The 18897-nt window shown below is 68.8% G+C and carries 21 protein-coding genes and 1 pseudogene; 9 read left to right on the top strand and 13 right to left on the bottom strand.

The features are described from left to right. Positions 1-43: 43 nt before the first annotated feature. Both THSYN_RS34710 and THSYN_RS01430 read right to left on the bottom strand, forming a co-directional pair. Entirely contained in the window at positions 44-211 is a 168-nt protein-coding gene (locus THSYN_RS34710) for a hypothetical protein (protein WP_172965218.1), read from the bottom strand. Between the two features lie 51 nt (positions 212-262). After that, positions 263-1582 (bottom strand): extracellular solute-binding protein, encoded by a 1320-nt coding sequence (locus THSYN_RS01430; protein WP_100917562.1) that lies wholly within the window; start codon positions 1580-1582, stop codon positions 263-265. A gap of 408 nt (positions 1583-1990) precedes the next feature. On the opposite strand from THSYN_RS01430, the gene tsaC reads away from it, so the two are divergent. The 3 genes from tsaC (at position 1991) to THSYN_RS01415 (ending at position 3597) form a co-directional block, all read left to right on the top strand. Then, the gene (tsaC, locus tag THSYN_RS01425) at positions 1991-2557 is read left to right on the top strand and encodes an L-threonylcarbamoyladenylate synthase type 1 TsaC (protein WP_100917561.1); all 567 of its coding nucleotides are present in this window, start codon (positions 1991-1993) and stop codon (positions 2555-2557) included. Positions 2558-2722: 165 nt separating this feature from the next. Continuing rightward, positions 2723-2935: a Trm112 family protein gene (locus THSYN_RS01420; RefSeq protein ID WP_172965217.1), complete on the top strand. Its 213-nt coding sequence runs from the start codon at positions 2723-2725 to the stop codon at positions 2933-2935. 65 nt (positions 2936-3000) lie between these two features. Then, on the top strand, positions 3001-3597 hold the full coding sequence (locus THSYN_RS01415) for a hypothetical protein (RefSeq protein ID WP_100917560.1): 597 nt from the start codon (positions 3001-3003) through the stop codon (positions 3595-3597). Positions 3598-3623: 26 nt separating this feature from the next. Here THSYN_RS01415 and THSYN_RS33315 read toward each other — a convergent pair whose 3' ends face one another. The 4 genes from THSYN_RS33315 to THSYN_RS01400 all read right to left on the bottom strand — a co-directional run bounded on the left by THSYN_RS33315 (position 3624) and on the right by THSYN_RS01400 (position 6028). Beyond that, positions 3624-3785, bottom strand: coding sequence for a hypothetical protein (locus THSYN_RS33315; protein ID WP_157817389.1), 162 nt, complete (start codon positions 3783-3785; stop codon positions 3624-3626). An 87-nt stretch (positions 3786-3872) separates the two neighbouring features. Next, complete coding sequence (locus THSYN_RS34705; RefSeq protein WP_172965216.1) at positions 3873-4037, bottom strand: hypothetical protein; 165 nt, start codon at positions 4035-4037, stop codon at positions 3873-3875. After that, on the bottom strand, positions 4034-4393 hold the full coding sequence (locus tag THSYN_RS01405) for a nucleotidyltransferase family protein (RefSeq protein ID WP_100917559.1): 360 nt from the start codon (positions 4391-4393) through the stop codon (positions 4034-4036). Before THSYN_RS01405 ends, THSYN_RS34705 begins: the two co-directional genes overlap by 4 nt. 156 nt (positions 4394-4549) lie before the next feature. Next, a complete protein-coding gene (locus THSYN_RS01400; RefSeq protein WP_236848766.1) occupies positions 4550-6028 on the bottom strand; it encodes a sigma-54-dependent transcriptional regulator in 1479 nt (492 codons plus the stop codon). A gap of 76 nt (positions 6029-6104) precedes the next feature. Between THSYN_RS01400 and THSYN_RS01395 the strand changes: the two genes are divergently transcribed. Beyond that, a complete protein-coding gene (locus tag THSYN_RS01395; RefSeq protein WP_100917557.1) occupies positions 6105-6344 on the top strand; it encodes a hypothetical protein in 240 nt (79 codons plus the stop codon). A 42-nt stretch (positions 6345-6386) separates the two neighbouring features. Here the strand turns inward: THSYN_RS01395 and hybE are convergent, their stop codons facing one another. From hybE to THSYN_RS01370, 5 genes are all read right to left on the bottom strand, one after another. After that, positions 6387-6878 carry a [NiFe]-hydrogenase assembly chaperone HybE gene (hybE, locus tag THSYN_RS01390; RefSeq protein WP_100917556.1) on the bottom strand — a complete coding sequence of 164 codons (492 nt, stop codon included), beginning with the start codon at positions 6876-6878 and terminating at the stop codon, positions 6387-6389. Next, positions 6878-7735 (bottom strand): hydrogenase expression/formation protein, encoded by an 858-nt coding sequence (locus THSYN_RS01385; protein ID WP_100917555.1) that lies wholly within the window; start codon positions 7733-7735, stop codon positions 6878-6880. Before THSYN_RS01385 ends, hybE begins: the two co-directional genes overlap by 1 nt. A gap of 341 nt (positions 7736-8076) precedes the next feature. Then, the gene (locus THSYN_RS01380; RefSeq protein WP_100917554.1) at positions 8077-8346 is read right to left on the bottom strand and encodes a CopG family ribbon-helix-helix protein; all 270 of its coding nucleotides are present in this window, start codon (positions 8344-8346) and stop codon (positions 8077-8079) included. A gap of 126 nt (positions 8347-8472) precedes the next feature. Next, complete coding sequence (locus tag THSYN_RS01375; RefSeq protein WP_100917553.1) at positions 8473-8769, bottom strand: HypC/HybG/HupF family hydrogenase formation chaperone; 297 nt, start codon at positions 8767-8769, stop codon at positions 8473-8475. After that, positions 8769-9392, bottom strand: a complete 624-nt coding sequence (locus THSYN_RS01370; protein WP_100917552.1) for a HyaD/HybD family hydrogenase maturation endopeptidase — start codon at positions 9390-9392, stop codon at positions 8769-8771. The genes THSYN_RS01375 and THSYN_RS01370 overlap by 1 nt, the downstream gene beginning before the upstream one ends. Positions 9393-9963: 571 nt before the next feature. On the opposite strand from THSYN_RS01370, the gene THSYN_RS01365 reads away from it, so the two are divergent. Then, positions 9964-10197 carry a hypothetical protein gene (locus THSYN_RS01365; protein ID WP_172965198.1) on the top strand — a complete coding sequence of 78 codons (234 nt, stop codon included), beginning with the start codon at positions 9964-9966 and terminating at the stop codon, positions 10195-10197. 146 nt (positions 10198-10343) lie between these two features. On the opposite strand, the gene THSYN_RS01360 is transcribed toward THSYN_RS01365, so the two are convergent. After that, complete coding sequence (locus THSYN_RS01360; protein ID WP_100917550.1) at positions 10344-11825, bottom strand: transposase; 1482 nt, start codon at positions 11823-11825, stop codon at positions 10344-10346. A gap of 368 nt (positions 11826-12193) precedes the next feature. Between THSYN_RS01360 and THSYN_RS01355 the strand changes: the two genes are divergently transcribed. The 3 genes and pseudogenes from THSYN_RS01355 (at position 12194) to THSYN_RS01345 (ending at position 15280) form a co-directional block, all read left to right on the top strand. Next, entirely contained in the window at positions 12194-13213 is a 1020-nt protein-coding gene (locus THSYN_RS01355; RefSeq protein WP_100917549.1) for an acetyltransferase domain-containing protein, read from the top strand. A 295-nt stretch (positions 13214-13508) separates the two neighbouring features. Further along, positions 13509-14453, top strand: a pseudogene (locus tag THSYN_RS01350) (PDC sensor domain-containing protein); the annotation flags it as partial. 404 nt (positions 14454-14857) lie between these two features. Next, on the top strand, positions 14858-15280 hold the full coding sequence (locus THSYN_RS01345) for a hypothetical protein (RefSeq protein WP_100917548.1): 423 nt from the start codon (positions 14858-14860) through the stop codon (positions 15278-15280). 957 nt (positions 15281-16237) lie between these two features. On the opposite strand, the gene THSYN_RS01335 is transcribed toward THSYN_RS01345, so the two are convergent. Continuing rightward, the gene (locus tag THSYN_RS01335) at positions 16238-16810 is read right to left on the bottom strand and encodes an ATP-dependent zinc protease family protein (protein WP_100917546.1); all 573 of its coding nucleotides are present in this window, start codon (positions 16808-16810) and stop codon (positions 16238-16240) included. Between the two features lie 331 nt (positions 16811-17141). Here THSYN_RS01335 and THSYN_RS01330 point away from each other — a divergent pair, with 331 nt between their 5' ends. After that, positions 17142-18617 (top strand): 2Fe-2S iron-sulfur cluster-binding protein, encoded by a 1476-nt coding sequence (locus THSYN_RS01330; protein ID WP_100917545.1) that lies wholly within the window; start codon positions 17142-17144, stop codon positions 18615-18617. Positions 18618-18897: the final 280 nt, after the last annotated feature.

Here is an 18897-nt window from a genome sequence, read left to right as displayed (position 1 = left end):
CCGTCCCGGGGGGGCCGGCCGCGGGGCGGCGTTGGGTCCTGCTTCAGAAGGGGCTGCCGGGCGGCGTGCCCAATTTCTTGGGGATCGCCGCCAAGGGGCGCAAGCCGGTGCCGGCCGATTGGAGCAGGTTGGCGCCACTGCGGGCAGTGAGCCATCGCCAGTGGCTATCGACGTACACTACCTGATCGTAGCGGTGTTCATCTGTGTTCATCTGTGTTCATCTGTGGATTTTAGGATCATCGCTGAGGCCCCCGGACCGCGCTCACCAGGCGCTGCCATCGCGGCTCAGGTCATTGAGCCGGCGGGCCAGCCCCGCCAGGGCCGCGTCCGGGGTCTGCCGGCCGCTCAGGACCGCGCGCACGGCCGCGGCGAAGGCCGCGCTCACCTGCGGATACTGCCGCCCGGTAGCGGTCGAGGGGCGCGCGACCAGCCCGGGGAGGGCACCTGCCAGGTCGGACAGGTGCGGCCGGGCGTCCAGCAGGTCCGGGTCCGTGTAGAGGTCGGCCCGGGTCGGGTTGAACCCGGCCGCCAGCGCGCGCTGCCGCTGCACTGCGGCGCCGGTGAGATACAGCACCAGGTCCGCGGCCTGCGGGGTGTGGTGACTGTAGCGCGACACCGCCAACTGACCGCCGCCCAGGGTCGCGGCCGGGCCCAGGGCCGCACCCGCGGCCAGGGCGGGAGGGCGGGCGCCGCCGCCCTCGCCCTGGGGCAGGGGTGCTACCGCGAAGCGGTCGGCGACCGGTGTTGCGACCCCCTGCAGGGTCGTCCAGGCGCCGGACCAATGGCGCATGAAGGCGACCTGCCCGGCGCCGAAGGCGGCCAGGTTGTCCGGCGGCGTGGCGTGCAGCGCCGCCTCCGGCGTGATGCCGCGCACCCAGTCCGCGGCCCGCTGCAGGGCGAACTGGGCGCGGGGATTGTTCACCGAGACCCGTCCATCGGGCTCCACCAGGGTGCCGCCGCCTTGGCTGGCGATCCACTCCAGGGCGGTGGCAGTGAGCGCCTCGTCCTCCCCGCCGGCCCAGACGAAGCCCCAGAAGCCGGGATTGCCCAGCAGCCGTTGCGCCTCCTGGAGCCGCAGGGCGGTCTCGGCCAGTTCCGCCCAAGTCCTGGGTATCGGCAACTGGTAGCGCGCGAGCAGGTCCGAGCGGTAATAAAGCAGGCCCAGTTCCAGGTACCAGGGCAGCGCGACCAGACGGCCGCCGGCGGTATCGTTGCGGATCAAGGGGGGCAGAAAACCCGACTCGGCCCCGCCGAGCAGCGGCCGCAGGTCGGCCAGATGGGGGGCCAGGCGGCCGCACCAAAGGGCGTCGATCTCCAGCACGTCCAGTTCCGGTGCACCGACCTCCAGCAACTCCTGATAGCGCGCGAGGCGCTGGGCGTCGTCGGGCCGGGTCCCGAGCACCAGTACCCGGTGGCCGGTCCGGGTGGCCCAGGCCGCGGCGGCGTCCCGGCACAGGTCGGTCGTCTGCGCGTCGCGTCCGCAGGCGATGGTAAGGTCGGCCGCCCAGGCGGGGGCCAGGCCGCAACACAGCAGCCAGGCCGCGCCGAGGGCGCGCAGGGGGCGGGGTAAGGTCACAGCCATGGACATCATCAGGGCAGCCGTTATGGATATGTAACGAGTCAAGATCGAGTTAAACACAATCGTTGTCGTTGTCGTAATCGAAGAAGCGATGCACTTTGGGGTGCGAGAGAATCCGGGGCGCTACGACAACCTCGATTACGACAACGACAACGAAAATGGCGCTACAGGCAGTCCCGAATGGATTTGCTTAACTTATCGTGAACCGTTCCTAAGTCACTCGTTGCGGCCAGCGGCGGCGGTCCAACAGGAACCGGTGGCGAACGCACAGCAGACCGGCCACCGCCTCGACCGGCGGCAGGGACCACGCCGGGTTTTTCGTCACCGACGGCCAGCCCGTAGAATAAGCCCGAAGCCGTCGCGTTGTCCGCCACCTCCCATCAACCCCGGCACCGAGGGCCGCCCAGGACCATGACCGCACCTTTTCTCAATCACCGGTTGCGCCTTGCCGCCCGGGTCATCGCGGGCGGCGGTCTGGTCGCCTATCCCACGGAGGCGGTCTATGGGCTTGGCTGCGACCCCTGGAACCGGGCGGCGGTCATGCGCCTGCTGGCGCTCAAGCGGCGCGACCCGGCCAAGGGTCTGATCCTGATCGCCGCCCGGCCGGAGCAGTTGGCCCCCTTCGTCGCCTGGCTGCCGCCGCCACGCATGGCGGTGGTTCTGGCCTCCTGGCCGGGCCCCCACACCTGGCTGCTGCCGGTGCGGCCCGAGACCCCGCGCTGGCTCAGCGGCCGCTTCGACACCCTGGCGGTACGGGTCACCAATCACCCGCTGGCCGCGGGCCTGTGCCGCGCCTGCGGCGGGGCCATCGTCTCCACCAGCGCCAATGTGGCAGAGCGCCCGCCGGCGCGCTCCGCCTTCAGGGTCCGCCGCGACCTGCCGGGCGGCCCGGACCTGATCCTCGTCGGGGCCTGCGCCGGGGCGGACCGCCCCTCCAGCATCCGCGACGGGCGCACCGGGCGGGTGCTGCGCCCGTGATCCCGCAAGGCATCGTCGATTGTCCCTCGCGCAGGGCGACGCGGCGCTTTACCGCGGCATGGCTCTGAGGCCATCATCCCGGTCCACCGGACCGGTACCGCGGCGGCGCCGCCGGCCGCTCCCACCCAACCCCGATGGCAACGCCCAAGAAACCGGAGAATCAGGATGCTGGACAAGAATCTGCTGGAAATCCTCGTGTGTCCCGTCACCAAGGGACCGCTGATCTACGACAAGGCGCATGGCGAACTGATCTCGGTCTCCGGCCGCCTGGCCTACCCGATCCGTGACGACATCCCGGTGATGCTCGAGGAGGAGGCGCGTGTCCTCACGGCCGAGGAGGCGGACGCCTACCGCAAGGGGGGGAGTGCAGAAATCTGAACCGCGCGGCTGGGCCATGCGCTCGGGATAATCCCCGCCACCCCCAGTGCCGGAGGGACGCCGCGATGCCCCGCTCCCGCTACGCCCGCCCGGTCGCGAACCGGATCTTCACCAACCGCGAGCGGCCCATCGCCGCCTTTGAGGCCGCCCGCACGGACCTGGCCCATGACCGTCACTACCTCCTGTGCTTCTACGGTGTCGGCGGGACGGGCAAGAGTGCCCTGTGCCGTTGGCTGCGCGCCATCCTCGCCGCGCAGGACCCGCGGCGGCAGGTCTGGGGCGACCTGGATCTGGCGGTGGAACCGCTGCGCGAGCCCGCCCGCGGCCTGCTGGAGTTGCGCCGCAGCCTGTGCAAGTCCGGGCGCTGCGCCTTCACCGTCTTCGACGTGGCGCTGCTGACCTACTGGGGGCTGGCCTACCCGACCGAGGACCTGAACCGCGCCTTCAACGACCTGCTCACCGACCAGGAGGGCCTGCTCGGCAGCATCGCCGACAATGCCCCGGGCTGGCTGGACCAGGCCGAGGCGCTCCCCGCCGGACTCGGGCTCGAGCTCGGGGTCAAGGCGCTGAACTGGGCCCGCCGCAAGCTCAAGGAGCGCGGCGCCAAACAGCTCATGAGTCGGCGCAGACCTCGCAAGCGGCCCTGGCCTCGTCGCGGCTGAAGCCGCTCCCACTGGGGGCTGTCATTTCACCGCCCCTGCGGCAACTCCATCCGGAACCGGCCCCCTCCGCCGGGCGCCTGGTCGAGCAACCGCCAACGGCCCGCCATGGGTTTGGGACCCGCGGCCACCTGCCGGCCGGCGATGGGCAAGGCGCGGCTGTCGAAGGACCGGCCCATGACGAGCATCACCCTGCGTATCTCTGTGGATGTGGTGGAGTCGCTCAAGGAAATCGCCCCCTACAAGGGCTTTTCCGGTTACCAACCGCTGCTCAAGTCCTACATCAGCGAGGGGCTGCGGCGCGACGAGGCAAAGTCAGCCTTCGGACCCACGGCGCGACTGATCGCCGCGTTGAAGAAGCGGGGCGTGCCGGATGCCTTGTTGGACGAGGCAGCGCGGTCGAACCGGAGCTCGGCCCGCAGGCGTTGCACAAGGGTGTTCACAGCGCTCCTCCCTCGACTTCGATCCGCTCGCTCAGGGTCGGCGGTGCCTCTTCCATGCGGATCAGGTCCACCGGGGCGCCGAGGATCTCCATCAGGTCCGCGAGTGCCTCGAAATAACGCGCCCGATCGAGACCGGTCACGGCCAGATCCACATCGCTGTCTGCCCGGCAGGTGCCGTTGGCCAGGGAACCGAACAGGCGAACGCCGGTGACGCCGTAGATGTCGCGTAGGCGGGCGGCGGCGCCGGGCAGCCGGGCGCGCAACTGTGCGGCACGGCGGGCACCTTCAGACTGGGCGGCTTCGCGTCGTCGGCGCAGATGCCGGGCGGTATCGGCGGGTGTAACCGGGGCGGACATGACGACAGTGTAGACCGTTGCACGCCGCGGCCGGGGTCTTTGCGGGCGCCGGGGTGCGCACGGCGCACCCTACGGGATCACGGCAGGTCGGGCGCCCGGAGTCAATGGCCCGCGCATTTGGGCAGCGGTGCTTCCGGGACCGGCGTGACCAAGCGCTCAGGCATCGGTCTTGGGCACCAGCCCATAGCGCTCCAGCTTGTTGCGCAGGCCGACGCGCGACAGCCCCAGGGACTCGGCCGCGTGGCTCTTGTTCCAGCCGTGGCGGTCCAGGGCCGCGCGCAGCAGCCGCTCTTCCAGGGCCTCCACCTGCTCCTTGAGCCCGCCGGGGACGGGCGGCGGTGCCGGCGTCGCGCCCGGTGCCTCAGCGCCCGTGCGGTCCTGGTCGCGCCGGACGGCACCGCGCAGGAGCCGCGGGTCCAGCAATTCGACCCCGAGCAGGTCCCCCGGGGCCATGATGAGCATGCGCTGGACCTCGTTGCGCAGTTCCCGGACGTTGCCCGGCCAGTCGTAGGCCTGGAGACCGGCCATGGCCTCGTCAGTAATGCCGCGGCACCCCTTGCCCAGGGTCTCGACCAGTTCCTTCAGGATGGCGCGGGCGATGAGCGGGATGTCGACCCGCCGGTCGCGCAGCGGCGGCAGGTGGAGGCAGAGTCCGGCCAGGCGGTAGTAGAGGTCCTCCCGAAAGCGGCCGACGCGGCGCTCCCGGTACAGGTCCCGGTTGGTGGCGGCGACCACCCGCACATCGACCCGGCGGCGCCGGTTGCTGCCCACCGGTCGTACCTCGCCCTCCTGGAGGACGCGCAGGAGCTTGACCTGGAAGGCCGCCGAGACCTCGCCGATCTCGTCTAAGAAGATGGTCCCGCCGTCGGCCTGCTCGAAGAGCCCGATGCGGGCGTTGACGGCGCCGGTGAAGGCGCCGCGTTCGTGGCCGAAGAGTTCGCTCTCCAGGATGTCGTCGGCCAGGGCCGCGCAATTCTCGGCCACGAAGGGCTTGTCCGCCCGCGGGCTGTTGTAGTGCAGGGCGCGGGCGAAGAGTTCCTTGCCGGTGCCCGACTCGCCGGTGAGCAGTACCGGCACGTCGTAGGGGGCGACCTGGGCGAGTTGGTCGCAGACCTGGTTGAGCGGGCTCGCCGGGGTGCGGCTGATGGTGTCGAGCCGGAAGTTGCGCTTGAGCTGGGCGCGGCGGCGCTCCATGCGTTGCTCCAGGGTCGGCGTCGTGATCCGCATCTCCAGCGCCAGGACCTCGTTCTCCCGCTGGAGCTGGTGCAGGCGGCAGGCGTTGCGCACGCTCAGCAGGAGTTGGTCCGGGTGCCAGGGCTTGGTGATGAACTGGTAGATGCCGGCGCGGTTGATGCCGTCGATCAGGTCGTCCGCGTCCGTGTAGCCGGAGACGATCAGGCGCACCACGTCCGGCCAGCGTTCGCGCACCCGGGCGAGGAATTCCACCCCGCTCATCTCGGGCATCCGCTGGTCGGAGATGACGGCCTGGATGTAGTCGTGCTCCAGGCAGCGCAGTGCCGCCGCCGCGCTGGGGGCGGTGTGGACATCGAACTCCTCGTCCAGGATGCGGGCGAGGGTGTCCAGCGACAGGACCTCGTCATCCACCACCAGGATGCTCGGACGCGGGGTGGTCATAGACATATCTTTCTAACAGATCAAATTAAACGCAATCGTTGTCGTTGTCGTAATCGTTGTCGTAATCGGAGAAGCGATGCACTTTGGGGTGCGAGAGCATCCGGGGCGCTGCGATAACCTCGATTACGACAACGACAACGACAACGACAACGAAGATGACAATGAAGATGACTCGAAAGGCAATCCTAACATGGAAATATTTAACTTATTGGTGAGCCTTTCCTTTACCCACATCTCGAAAAAAACTTTCTCTCACGGAGACACGGAGGCACAAAGAAGGATAGTGTTCTTGCTCCGTGTCTCCGAGTCTCCGTGAGAGGATTCAGATGAAAGCGATAGCAGTGAGGGGGTAAGGTCGTCAGGTGCCCCCGCCCAGAACGGTGCGCAAGAGTCCGCGGCGGCTCAGGCCCGGCCGCGGGGCCGGGTCCGCTGCCGCGGGCTGGGCTGCGGGGTCGAAGAGGAGGCTCAGGATGGCCTGCGCCATGGCCAGGGCGGCCTCCTGGTCGGCGAAGGCGTCCATGGGGGAGAACAGTGAACAGGTCTCGTGGGGGCCCAGCTCCGGGTCCGCGGCGGCGATGAATTCATAGCGGCCGGCGGGCAGGTCCAGGTCTCGCTTGGTGCCGAAGCCACCCGGCGGGTTCGTGCAGTGCGGCCCCGGCAACGCGATGAGGTTCATGGTCCAGGGGGTGACCAGCACCCCGATCCACAGCCCCTGCCAGTCGTGCAGCCCCACCAGTTTGACCGCCAACCGGGGGTTGAGGATGGGCAGGCCCGCCATCCGCTCCCGGTGGACGCGCTCGAAGAAGCGCTCGATGCGCCCGGTGACCGACGCCGGATCGCCGTTGACCACTAGCGCAGTGCCTCCAGGATCTCGGCCAGGCGCGCGGCACTGTCGTCGAGATCCTCCTGGGCCGCCAGCACCGCCACCGGGGTCGGCGTGACCTCGATCGAATCCAGGATCAGTTGCTCCTGCGAGTTGTAGTGCCGCACCCGCCAGCAGTTGCGGACCCGGGTGGCGCCCACCCGACAGTTCCCGTAGCCGCGCGAGAGCAGGGTGACCGGCCCGGTACCCAGGGTCGCCTCCAGACAGGCCAGGTCTTGCGGGGTCTGCGGCAACAGCGTCAGGTTGACGATGTGCGGCAGGTCGCCCGGCCGGCAGTCGGCGACCGCGGCGTTGACCTCGGCCAGGACCCCGGGGGCATTCATCACGCCGGGCGGGAGCGGGTCAGGCAGCGGCGCCTGGTCCGTCGCCCCCGCGAAGGCGGTGGCCCGCACCAGGCCGGGCAGATCCGCGACCTCCAACTGATCGCGCTCCAGGGCGCCATGCGGGCCCAGCGCGCGCACCCACCAGACCCCGGCGAGCCGGGTCTCCTGGATGCGCCCACTCTGGGGGCCGCTGAGCAGGGCACTGACCTCGCCGTCGCCCAATGTCTGCTCCAGCAGTTCCCGGTTGGGCCGGTCCAGCGACGACAGGTCGAGCACCACCGGCGGGTCTGCGACCCGCTGGGCGGCCAGTGCTGCCTGGAGCCGTTCCAGCAGGGCCAGCGCCGGACCCAGCCCGGACAGCGCCGCGGGTTCCGGCAGGCGGGGCGGTTCATAGGTCGCCATCGCCTTGGGCATGGGCAGGTAGTCGAGGGCCACCCCGTCTTGCTCCGTCGGCTGGGTACCGGGGCCAACGAGGCCGGCGGGGATCTGGATCGGATGCATGTGCTGACCTCAGTGGAGACAGGTAAAGAGAGTGTCCTGAAGGGGGTGCGATTAGAACTGATGTGTTAACGCACACGTCGTAGGGTCCGCATCGCGTACCCGCCAAGCTGCCACGACCGCCGGAGCCGGGTACGCGATGCGTACCCTACAGCGGCAGCCACCGGACGCTCTCTCGGACCAGGCGTCGTTGTCGTTGTCGTTGTCGTTGTCGTAATCGTGGTCGGATTATTCGACAACGACAACGTACCCGGGATCTCGGTCACCACATCAGTTCTGATCGCACCCCCCTGACGGGTCCGACAATGATCCGGCGGACCTCGCGCGGCTCAAACTCAGCTTCATCAGCCAGGTGCCGGCAGCGGCTCGGCCGTGCCGAGGCTATCGGCCCACGCCTGCACCGCCTGGTGATCGATGACGCGCCCGGCATCCACATCGGCCAAGGCCTCGCGGGTCAAACGGCCGCGCTCCTCCTCCTGGTCGATCCAGGCCGCCAAGGCCTGCTTGACGATCCACCCGCGGGAGCGGTCGAGTTGGGCCGCCAACCAATCGACTTTGTCCGCCAACAACAGCGGTACATGCGCGGTCAGCACCTTGGTGCCTGTCTGTGCCATGGTCTTGTACCTCGAACTTAATCACTAATCTTGATCATAGAGATTGACAGCGATTCAGGAAAGCCCGGGGCGGTTCGGCGCGGGTGTCGCAGACCGGAGGCGCACGGCAAGTCCCGGGGCGCCCCTTCAGACCTTGCGCAGGAACTCGGGAAGCTGGGGCTCGCGCCCCACCAGGTCGGGAAACAGATGGTCGAATGACTCGCCGGCCGCCGCGGCGCGCAGGGCCGCCAGGGCGTCCAGCACCAGGCGGGCACGGTCCTCGCTCAAGACCTCCCGCGCCGCGCCCTGGAAGACCAGGAGCCAGGTGCCGGGGCGCTGCTCCCCAAGCAGCCGGGTATCCACCTGGGTGGGATCGCCCGGCCCCTGGCACCAGGCCCAGTAGGGGCCGGCCTCGATGACCTGCATCGGTACCCCGATGCACATCAGGGGCGGGCCGCCGCAAAGCGCGGGTCACCCAGGCGCCAGGCCGCGGCCTCGCTGGGGCGGCCGGCCTCGTAGGCGTCCAGGCGCAGGGCCGCGTCGGGCAGGTCCAGGGGGCGCTCCCGGCCGCCCTCGTGAGGCTCCCAAGCGACCCCGAATCCGGCCAGATACTCAAGGGCGAGGGCGATGGCCGGCGCGATGCATGCCTTCACCTCCGGCCGGAGACTCCCGCCGAAGTCGTCGAGTTCTACCGGCTGTACCCCGATGAGCAACAGGTGTTTTGGGTATTCGCCCAGCAGGTCGGCCAGGGCCAGGACCTCCTGGAACCCGGTCTGGTGCAGGCTCATCTTCTTCGCCCCCATGAAGCAGGGTACCTCCGCCCCCTCCACGCGCTTGAGCGTCCCCGGCGCCAGCCCATAGTCCACCGCGTCGAAAACCACCAGCACATCGGCCCAGCGCACCTGGTCCACCAGATAGATCCCCTGGGTGCCGCCGTCGAGCAGCCGGCAATTGGCGCCGAAGCGGTAGCGATCGGCCAACGCCTCCACCGCCCGCACACCGAATCCCTCGTCCGCCCAGAGGACGTTGCCGATGCCGAGGATCAGGATCTTGGGTTGCTCGTTCATCGGGTGTGCTCCGGTTTACCTGATAGTCGCGGCGGACCGGGCGCTCGCCCCGTCCGGGTTCTTTAGTTTAGCCGCCGATCCGAAGTCGCGGCGCGATCTCGCAAACGACCACCGAAGCGGCCCCAGTGGCGCGGCTTCTGAACCACAGCGACGAGCCGGCCCAGCCGCCGCTGATCCGACCCGCGCGATGATAACTGCGGCCACGCACCCTTGCAGCAACCCGTCGCGGCCTGGGGGCCGCTCCTACGCCGCAGGAGCGGCCCCCAGGCCGCGACGGATGTCCCCCTCGCGGTGGCCGGAGTCTTCATCAAGGCCGCACGCCCCGCCCGTCGCGACCGCACCCGACCGGGCGTCGGCTCGCTCTGCCCCCTTGCAGAGGTGCTTGCTTCGATGCTAGGTTTCCCCTGACCCCAGCCGCCCAGCAGTTGGATTTCCCAGCCCTCACCGGACGGCAGTGCACGGGACCCGACGCCCGACCCAGGGTTGCCCCGCCTGAGACCCCCGTCACGGCCGGGCGCGCGCCGATTTCGCATCATTGCCCCGGCTTTCGTCCCTGGAGGAGGATTGCATCTTGGTTGAAGTCCTGACACCACCGGCACGCGCTCGCCTGCAGAGCATCGATGTTCTGCGGGGCCTGGTGATCGTCATCATGGCCCTGGACCACTCCCGCGACTTCTTCTCCAACTCGCACGCCTACTTCAACCCCATCGACGTCACCCAGACCAGCGTGGGCTTCTTCGAGACATTTGCGCTGTGGCGTTTCTCGCGGGCGCCGCCGGGCGCGATCGGCTTCAGGCGGGCCTGACGCGCAGGATTTCCGCGCGGGTGCGCGCAAAATCGGGTCGCCGCAGCACTCAAATGAGAAGAGTTCTCAATAAACACGCCCCGCGGACAGCCGCGCCCGCAGGCGACGCGCCAGCGGCCTGACCGGAAACGACGATGAGGGGCGGGTTAGCCGGTGGCCGGGATGGGCTGGACCAGCGAGCGCATCTGCTCAATGCGGCCTTCTTTGACGTGTCCCAGGGCCATGGCCATCATGACCGCCAGGGCCAAGCCGACCCGGGTTTGCATCTTCGCCAGGCCGCGGATGAAATGCCGCTCGAAGCCGAAGCTGTTGTCGATGCGGTTATTGATCCGCTCCAGGGCGCTGCGCCGGTTGTAACCGCGGTGCCAACTGGGGCTGCCATGCGGGGTCGGCACGAAGATGCGCCGATCATGGTCGTCGAGGCTGATCCGTACGATGCGTCCATAGTCCCCGGGCGTGACCCCGCCGGCCTGGTGGCAGCGCTCACGACCCTGGCACTCCAGTCCATAGGCGGCGGCCGGGCAGCGGTATTTGAGTGCATTGCGATCGGCCTCGAAGCCCTGGAAGGCTAAATCGCGCTGTTCTCCGGTCTGCGGGCAAATGCAGTGGACGCTGCCTTTTTCGGTATGGACGATGGTGTCGACGCGCGCGGGAAACAGCGGGCGGGTGATGGGCTTGCCGGGATCGTAGTCGGGGTGTTGCTTCTCCTCGCGCCATAACTCGCGGGTGTCGATCAGGGGGCGGATGCCGTAGGTGTCCCACAGCAGGGTCTTGGTCTCGGCACTGTCGAGGCCGCGATCGGCGCTGAAGTCACGGCAGCGCTCAGCCAATTCGGGGGTCTCGGCGAAGGTCTCCTTGAGCATGACGCGCAGTTCGATCTGCTCGGCATGGGAGGCGGGGGTCAGGTGCATCGCCACCGGGATTTCATACTGGGTGTCGGCGATCAGGTGCACGCCATAGCCAAACCAACTCTTGATCTTGTTCCAGGACTTACCGGTGCGCGCGTCGACCCCGCTGGTCTCGTGCTTGCCCCAGTCGGCATCGGGATCGGAGGTCGCCCCGGTCGTTCGACTGATCCGCCCGGTACTGTGGCTGTCGATCGCCTTGCCGTCGTAGCCCAGGTGGCACCCGAATTCCGGTAAGACCGCCATCAGTTGCTCACGCAGTGTCGTGATCATCTCCGTCACCATCCCCAGCGTCTCCTCCAGTTCGATGACGTTGGCGAGAAAACGCGAGAAATTCCAGCTGCTGGGCACCGCGGCGTGGGCGGCCGGCGCCGCCGCATAGACGATGGTCATCCGCCCCGTGTCGGCGTCCGGCAGCAACTGCGCCAGGGGTTTCTTCTGGAACGGCAACACCGCGAAGCCGCAGGCTTGCCGCACCGCCGGATTGCGCCCGAGTTCACGCAACAGGGACTCGCTCGAGGGGTGCTGGAACACCACCCCGGCCAGGAGCGCGTTCCACATCGCCGGCACCGGATAGTCATCGCGTCCCTGCCCACGCATGACCTCCAGGTATTGCACCAACCGCGCGTCTGGGAGATGATCGCGCACCAGGTAGAAGCGATCCAGATCGCTGCGCGCGTCAACATCACACCAGTCAAATAAGCTCAGTTCAATGGCCGCCATGGGGTCCCCTGCAAAGGATCGTCGTGATAACGATATGATCCCTTGGCGGCCACCCTTTTGCACGTCCCCGCATGGCCTTGATCGCTATTTCGGCGACCTCGCGGGTGACATTCGTCGCGGTCGGGGGGCGCTGCGACCCCGGTCGGCGCGACCCCCGGCCGCGACGGGTCGCCGCGAAGACGGTGGCTGGAATGATGATTACGGGCCCCCGCGCGTTGGGGTGACTTTTCGCCCGGCGCCCCACGCCGCGCACGCAACTCACTGATCGGTCGCTCTGCGCTGGCTCCAGGTTGGGGTAAACGAAAGTTTCCCCGCAGCGCGCGGCTTTTTCTGTCAATGGGTTACGGACATCGCTAACGGCTCTCTTCCTGACCCGCTGGGTCACCGATTTCTGCGCCCCGGCCTTCTCCTTCCTGGCCGGACTGGGCATCTATCTTTCCGCCTCGCGCGGCAAGCCCAAGGCCGCGGTCGCACGCATGCTCATCACCCGCGGCCTGTGGTTGGTGGCGCTGGAGCTGACGGTGCTGCGGGTTGCCTGGTACTTCAATTTCGATTACACCCTGCTCAAGGCGGGCGTGATCTGGTCACTGGGCTGGTCCATGGTCGCCCTGGCGCTGCTCGTCTGGCTGCCCGCGCGCCTGGTATTGATCCTGGGCCTGGCGATGATCCTCGGGCACAACCTGCTCGACGGCCTGGCCCCCGCGGACTTCGGGCGCTTTGCCGGTCTCTGGACCGTCCTGCACGGCACCGGCTATGTGCCGCTGTTCGGCGACGTGCGCCTCCTGGTGGTCTATCCGCTGATCCCCTGGATCGGGATCATGGCGGCGGGCTATGGCTGCGGCCTCGCACTCAAATGGGACCAGGCCGATCGGCAGCAGCGCGTCTTCCTGATCGGGCTGGCGATGACCATCGCCTTCGTGGTCATCCGCGGACTCAACGGCTATGGCGATCCGCATCCCTGGGCGACCCAGCCCGATCCGCTCTTCACCGTGCTGAACTTCCTGGCCTGTGAGAAGTACCCGGTGTCCCTGTCCTATGTCCTCATGACCATGGGGCCGGCCCTGATGCTGCTGGCCGCCCTGGACCGTCCGAACCTGCCCACCTTCACCCGCCCGCTCGACATCTTCGGGCGGGTGCCGTTCCTCTTCTACGTCCTGCACCTGCCATTACTGCACGCCATGGCCGTGGCCTGGTCCACCTGGCGATACGGGGCGGCGCCCTGGCTGTTCGCCAATCCGCCGGGGGGCAACTGGCCGCACGATTTTCACTGGGATCTGCCCCTGACCTACGGCGCCTGGGTAACCTGCGTGCTCCTGCTCTACCCGGTCTGCCGATGGTTTGCCGACATCAAGTCCAGGCGTCGGGACTGGTGGCTTTCGTATCTGTGATGCGCTGAGCCAGTCTCGCGGCCAGCCCGCCCAGCGCCCTCCCGAACAGCGGTTTGCTCCCGGACGAACCCCGTCGACTCGCATTGTGCCCTGGCAGAGCACCTTCCTTGGCAGCGACGTTCCCCCTGACCCCAGCCGCCGTGCAGTCGGATGCCCCATCCCTCACCCTAATCTTGACCGGTGCCGGGATGTTCCGGGCGGGAAGACCCCTATATCAGATGCAGTGGCCAGGTTGGCTGGGCCCGCTTGCCGTTATTTTGCGGTCTGATTTCACCCTGACCCGAGGTCGATTGTCATGAGCGATGCATTGCAGGCCGCGGTGGCACGTCAGCGCATGCTGCTGCATGGGCGCTTGGCCGACGTGCTGGCGCGCCTGGCGGCCGCCTGCCGCGAGGCCTGGGGCGCCCGGGGGGACCTGGAGCGCCTGCTCGGCACCGCCCTGCAGACGCTGCCCTACTGCAAGTACCTCTACCTGCTGGATCGGCAGGCGCATCAGGTGACCGCCAACCTCTCCCGTGACGGGGTCCTGCCCGAGCACTTCGGCCGCGACCGCAGCCGGCGTCCGTATCTGGCCGAGGCCCTGGCCGGCGCGCCCTTCTCCCTGTCCGCGGCCTATCTGAGCCGCAACCAGCGCCGACCGTCCCTGACCGCGGTCGCGCGCCTGACCGACGCCGGCGGTGCCCTGCTGGGGTTCCTGGGGGCGGACTTCGACCTGCGCGATCTGCCGCTGACCCGTGAGCTCTACCGGCAACCGGACCAATGGCTCCAGATGAAGGGGGACCCGGCCATCCGCGGCGGGCTCTTCTACCAGCAGCGCGTCGACAGCCTGATGGACGCCCGCATCGACGAGGTGTTCGACCTCGTCACCGAGCTGGTATTGGCCCACGGCGTCTTCCATGCCAAGCTGCATTTCTCCAGCTCCCGGGCCACCCTCTGGCTCTTCGACGACCCCTATCGCTACCGGGTACTCGACTTCGAGGACCTGAGCAACCCCGGCAGTTGTCTCGCCTATCCACGGCGCGACTATGCGGACGCGGCGCTGATCCCGGCCGCGCAGGTGTCCAGGGTCTTGCGCGCCTTTCACGCGCTGCGCTTCATGGACGAGAACATCTACCTGCGCGCCGGCTCGCTCAACATCATGAACGGCATCGTCTCGCTCACCTTCTCCTGCGACGGTTCCCACTACCTGCGCTGGGATGAGTTCCTGGAGAAGAGCCTGGACTTCTGGATCGGGGCCGGCGTGTTTTGTGCCGTCGGCGCGCCGGTGGAGAACCATGCGGGGACGGCCGCCGGGGGCCTGGCCGCGCCGCCGACCGGGCACTGCACCGCACCGGCCCCGAACGAACACACCCCGGCGGGGCGGGAAGGGACAGACTCACCATGACGCGGGCCGCCCGACATCGCGGCCTGGTACCACGCCGCGCAAGTCGTCAGACCATTGGCGTAGGGTGCGCCGTGCGCACCTTCCAAGGCTGCGGTTGAACGAAACGTCCTGAGCCTGGGCCAGGGCCCCGGTGCGCGCGGCGCACCCTACCGGTACAGGCTCTTGCCAAAGGTCCGAGCTTTTCCCATCTGGGTGTACTGGTGCCCACCGACGCACCCACCTGAGAACCTTCCGCCCACACCGCACACTGGAGCCGGATCATGCGCCCCATCCGCTGGAACAGCCGCTATCGCAGCGGTGACGCCGAGACCGACCGGCGCAACCGCGCCTTCGTCGAGTGCCTGAACAGCCTGATCGACGCCGCCGGGCGGCGCGAACATTGCCGGGAGTTGGAGGATGTCATTTCCCGGTTGAGCGCCGAGGCGGAGCAGGTTCTTCAAACCCACCCCGCCGACAGCGACCTCAGTGCCGTATGGGGTCAACGCCTGCGTGCGATGCTCCCCTTGAGCCCCCACGGCAGCCCCGCCTGTCATCAGTGCGGCCTGTGCGACCTGGCCCAGCAGAAGATCGCGGAACACCTGGAGGCCCCGGCGCAGTGTCTCTTCAGGGAGGCTCGACCTGCGGTGAGCGAGGCGACTCGACCGGAGGTCGACGCTTTAGCGGGCGGCGCCGCGTCCGGCTGAAGCCTCGACCTCCGGTCTGTGATATGGGTACAACATTATCCGGAGTTCACCTAACACACCAGTAGCGCCACAAGGCCGGACATGGACAGAGCACCGCGGGTCATTGTTTGCGACAGCCACCGGGACCAGCCTCCCCACGCGGGGCCTGAGGACGCCGGGGCCACGGCCGGGGGCGAACGGCTGCGCGCGTCCGCGGCCCCCGCCCGCATCGACCTCCACCACCTCCCCGCCGGCGCCGAGCACTTCCTCGGCCGCGGGCCTGAACTGGCGGCGCTCGACGCCGCCTGGTCGCCCGGCTCCGGGATCGCGGTGGTGGAGCTGATCGCCCCCCGGCGGGACGGGCAAGACGGCGCTGGTCAAACGCTGGCTGAACGGGGTCAAGGCGCGCGGCTGGGGCGGTGCCGTCCAGGTCTGCGGCTGGTCCTCGGCCCGGGAATCGGCCCCGCCGCGGGCGGCCACCCCAGGCTCGCCGACCTATCCCCGGGCGGCGGCCATCTGGCGCAAGAAGCTCGAGTTCCTGCTGGAGCAGGAGGCGCTGAGCAGCAACCCAGCCCAGCGCTTCGAACTCGCCGCGCAGATCGCGGAATGCCGCGCCAAGCTGCGCGAGTTGGGGGTCGAGCCGTGACAGCGCAGGTGCGGTGACGCTGGCGGGAGAAGCTCGACTGCCTGTGGGCGCAGGAGGCGGTCCCGGCAGGCCCGGTCCGGCGCTGCGAGGTGCGCGATACCGGGACCAAAGACGCACAGTTTCTCAATGCGATACTCTGTCGCACGGCGCACCCGCCGGGTGACGGGATCAGCGCTTGCAACGCTCTATTCTTCTCTGCGTCTCTGCGCCTCTGCGTGAGATTCTTTAAGAGGTCTCACGCAGAGGCGCAGAGGCGGTGACCCGCGACGCTCGGGTAACCCGCGAAACCCCGTCGCGGCTGAAGCCGCTCCCACCGCGTCGCTGCGCGACTCTCAGGGTAAACCGCGGCACCGCGGGGCCTGCGTGTAACGCGTATCCGCATCGACCAGGAAGCGCCCGGCGCGGAGAAAATTGCGGCCGACCAGGATCGGGTAGGAAAAGGCCCGACGGTCGGTCAGCGTCATGCGCTCGGTGATCGTCTTGCCGGCGAGACAGATCTCCATCATGACCACCGGCCGCCGCGTCGTACCAGCCGCGCCTTTGTTCTTGATCCTGATCCAAGCGACGATATCACGCTGCACGACAACGGTCCCGCCCTTGCCGTCAGTAATGGCGAACACGACGCGTTCGGGAGTGCCCGGCGTATCGCCACCGCTGATCCGCATAATAGCGGCATCGAGCGCGCCGAGGCTGGCGCCGGTATCCATAAGCGCCGCCTGTTCTATACCCAGTGCCGTGAGGCGCACGTTCTCCGCCCACCCGATGACGGCCGGCATGGACGCCCGCGAGGCCTCGCACGGGCCATCTTCGCCCCCTGTCTGCGCAAGCGCCACGGATGTTGCCAGCGCCGCCAGGGCGACAGCCTGCAATACCAGTACCGACCGACGAAAACAGCTCGGCAACATCTGGCAGCCTCCGCAAGGAAAAGGATTATCCGCCTCTGCATGGCTTCAGCGTGAAAAACGTCGGCGTGCCCGGTGAAAGCAGCACGACCGGAACCGGGGTTAAGACGCTCAACAACAGCGCGGCAAAACCAGCCGCGATCATCCGTAACGCCGGTACCGGCGATCATCTGATTATCGGGGATGAAGGCAAGCCTGCGCTTCGTGTCGGCAAGCGATCGTCCGCCCCGCGCGCTCCACGATGGGGTACGATGGCGGTTCGGAATGCTCGCACAGTCCCTCGGGACGGTATCGGTGGACCATTGACCCGGCGCGGCCGGTGGGGAGCCCAGCCATGAATGCACTCAGCCTGTCCCGTGCGGCCCGACTCGCCGGGGTGACCCGCGCCGAGATCCAGCGGCGCATCCGCCAGGGTGACCTGCCGACCTTCGAGGGGAGCGTGGCCGTGCGCGAGCTGCTCAAGCTCTACCCGGACCTGGTGCTCGAGCGCGAGGGCGCCCTCGCACGGGTCGACCGGATCAAGGCCCTGGCCCTGCCGAGCCGGCATCTCGACGCGGCCCTGCCGTCCCCCGAGGTCCTGGTCGGGCGCCTGCGGGGCCTGAGCGACGCCCTGGTGGCCAAGCGCTCGGCCCTGGCGGCGGCGGAGGCCTTGCTCGATCAGGTGCAGGCCGGGCTCGCCGCCCTCGCGTCCGATGCGTCGGCGTCCGCCCCGTTTCGGGACCTTGAGTCGCTGCGCGACTGGCTGGCCGCGGCACGCCGCGAGTCCCGGAGCCTGGCGCCCGATGACCCCGCCGCGCGCCTCTTCGCGCTCGACAATGTCCTGCGGATCATGGCCGCCAACGTCCGCCTGCTCCCGAGCGGTCACGACTTCTTCGTCGAGGGCAAGGAGTCCATCCTCGACGCGGCGGTCCGCGCCGGGGTCCACCTGAGCTACGGCTGTGCGAGCGGCACCTGCGGCCAGTGCCGGGCGCGGGTGGTAAGCGGTGAGGTCGCCCCGATCCACCGGCACGACTACGTGCTCGGCGAGCGCGAGCGGGCGCAGGGCTACATCCTCGCGTGTTCCTGGACGGCCGTCTCCGACCTGGTCCTGGAGGCGGTGGAGGCGCGCAGCGCGGACGACCTGCCCCGCCAGGAGATCCGCGCCGGGCTGCGCCGGCGCGAGGCGCTCGGCCCGGACCTCGTGAGCCTCAATCTCCAGACCCCGCGCTCCCAGACCCTGCGTTTCATGGCCGGCCAGCGGGTCCGGCTCACCCTGGACAACGGTGCCAGCCGCGAACTCCCACTCGCCAACTGCCCCTGTGACGGGCGCAGCCTCTGGTTCTTCGTGCGCCGCGGCCCGGACCCCTTCGCCACGGCCGTCTTCGCGGACCTGCGGCCCGGGGACCCGATCCTCGTGGAAGGCCCCTGGGGGGACTGCGTGCTGGACGAGGAGTCACCGGACCCGGCCGTCTTCATTGCGCTCGGCGACGGCATCGCCCCGCTCAAGAGCATGATCGAACACGCCGTCTCCATCGACCGTCTCGATTCACTGCAACTGTGGTGGGGTACCACCCAGCCGGAGGGCCACCACCAGGCGCACTGGGCGCGGGCGCTCAAGGAGTCGCTGGACAACTTCGGGTACCGGGCGCTGCCGCACGAGACCCCGGAGGACCTGCTCGCCGAACTGGCCGCGGCCCGGGACCCCAGCGCCGCGGACCTCGGGGACGCGCGCTACTATCTCGCCGGCCCCGCCCCGCTGCTCACGCGCCTGCGCCGCGGACTGGCGCAGCGGGGGGTCGAGGCCGAGCGGGTGCGGTGGACCGAGACCTGACCTCGTTGAACCGTCGGTGACGGCGGCGGCGGGGCCGTCCCCGGTCGCATCAAGCCACGGGCGCTGAAACGACGACTGCGCAACTTCCCGCTGCTCAGGGAGCCCCGGGCACTGGCCCGGCAGGACGTCCGACTCCACGGGCACCCCAAGAAGGCGAAGTTAAAGTGCGCAGAAATGCATCGGGTCGTCACGCATATCAAGAGACGGCTTTTGACTTACCGGAGCCGACCCGGAGCGGACACCTGCGTCCTGCTTGCATCGGTCTGCGATCAGCCTGAAG

The sequence above is a fragment of the Candidatus Thiodictyon syntrophicum genome, assembly GCF_002813775.1.
Lineage (GTDB): Bacteria > Pseudomonadota > Gammaproteobacteria > Chromatiales > Chromatiaceae > Thiodictyon > Thiodictyon syntrophicum.
Note: the sequence above shows the minus strand (reverse complement) of the source record. Positions and strands in the feature narration are given on the sequence as shown.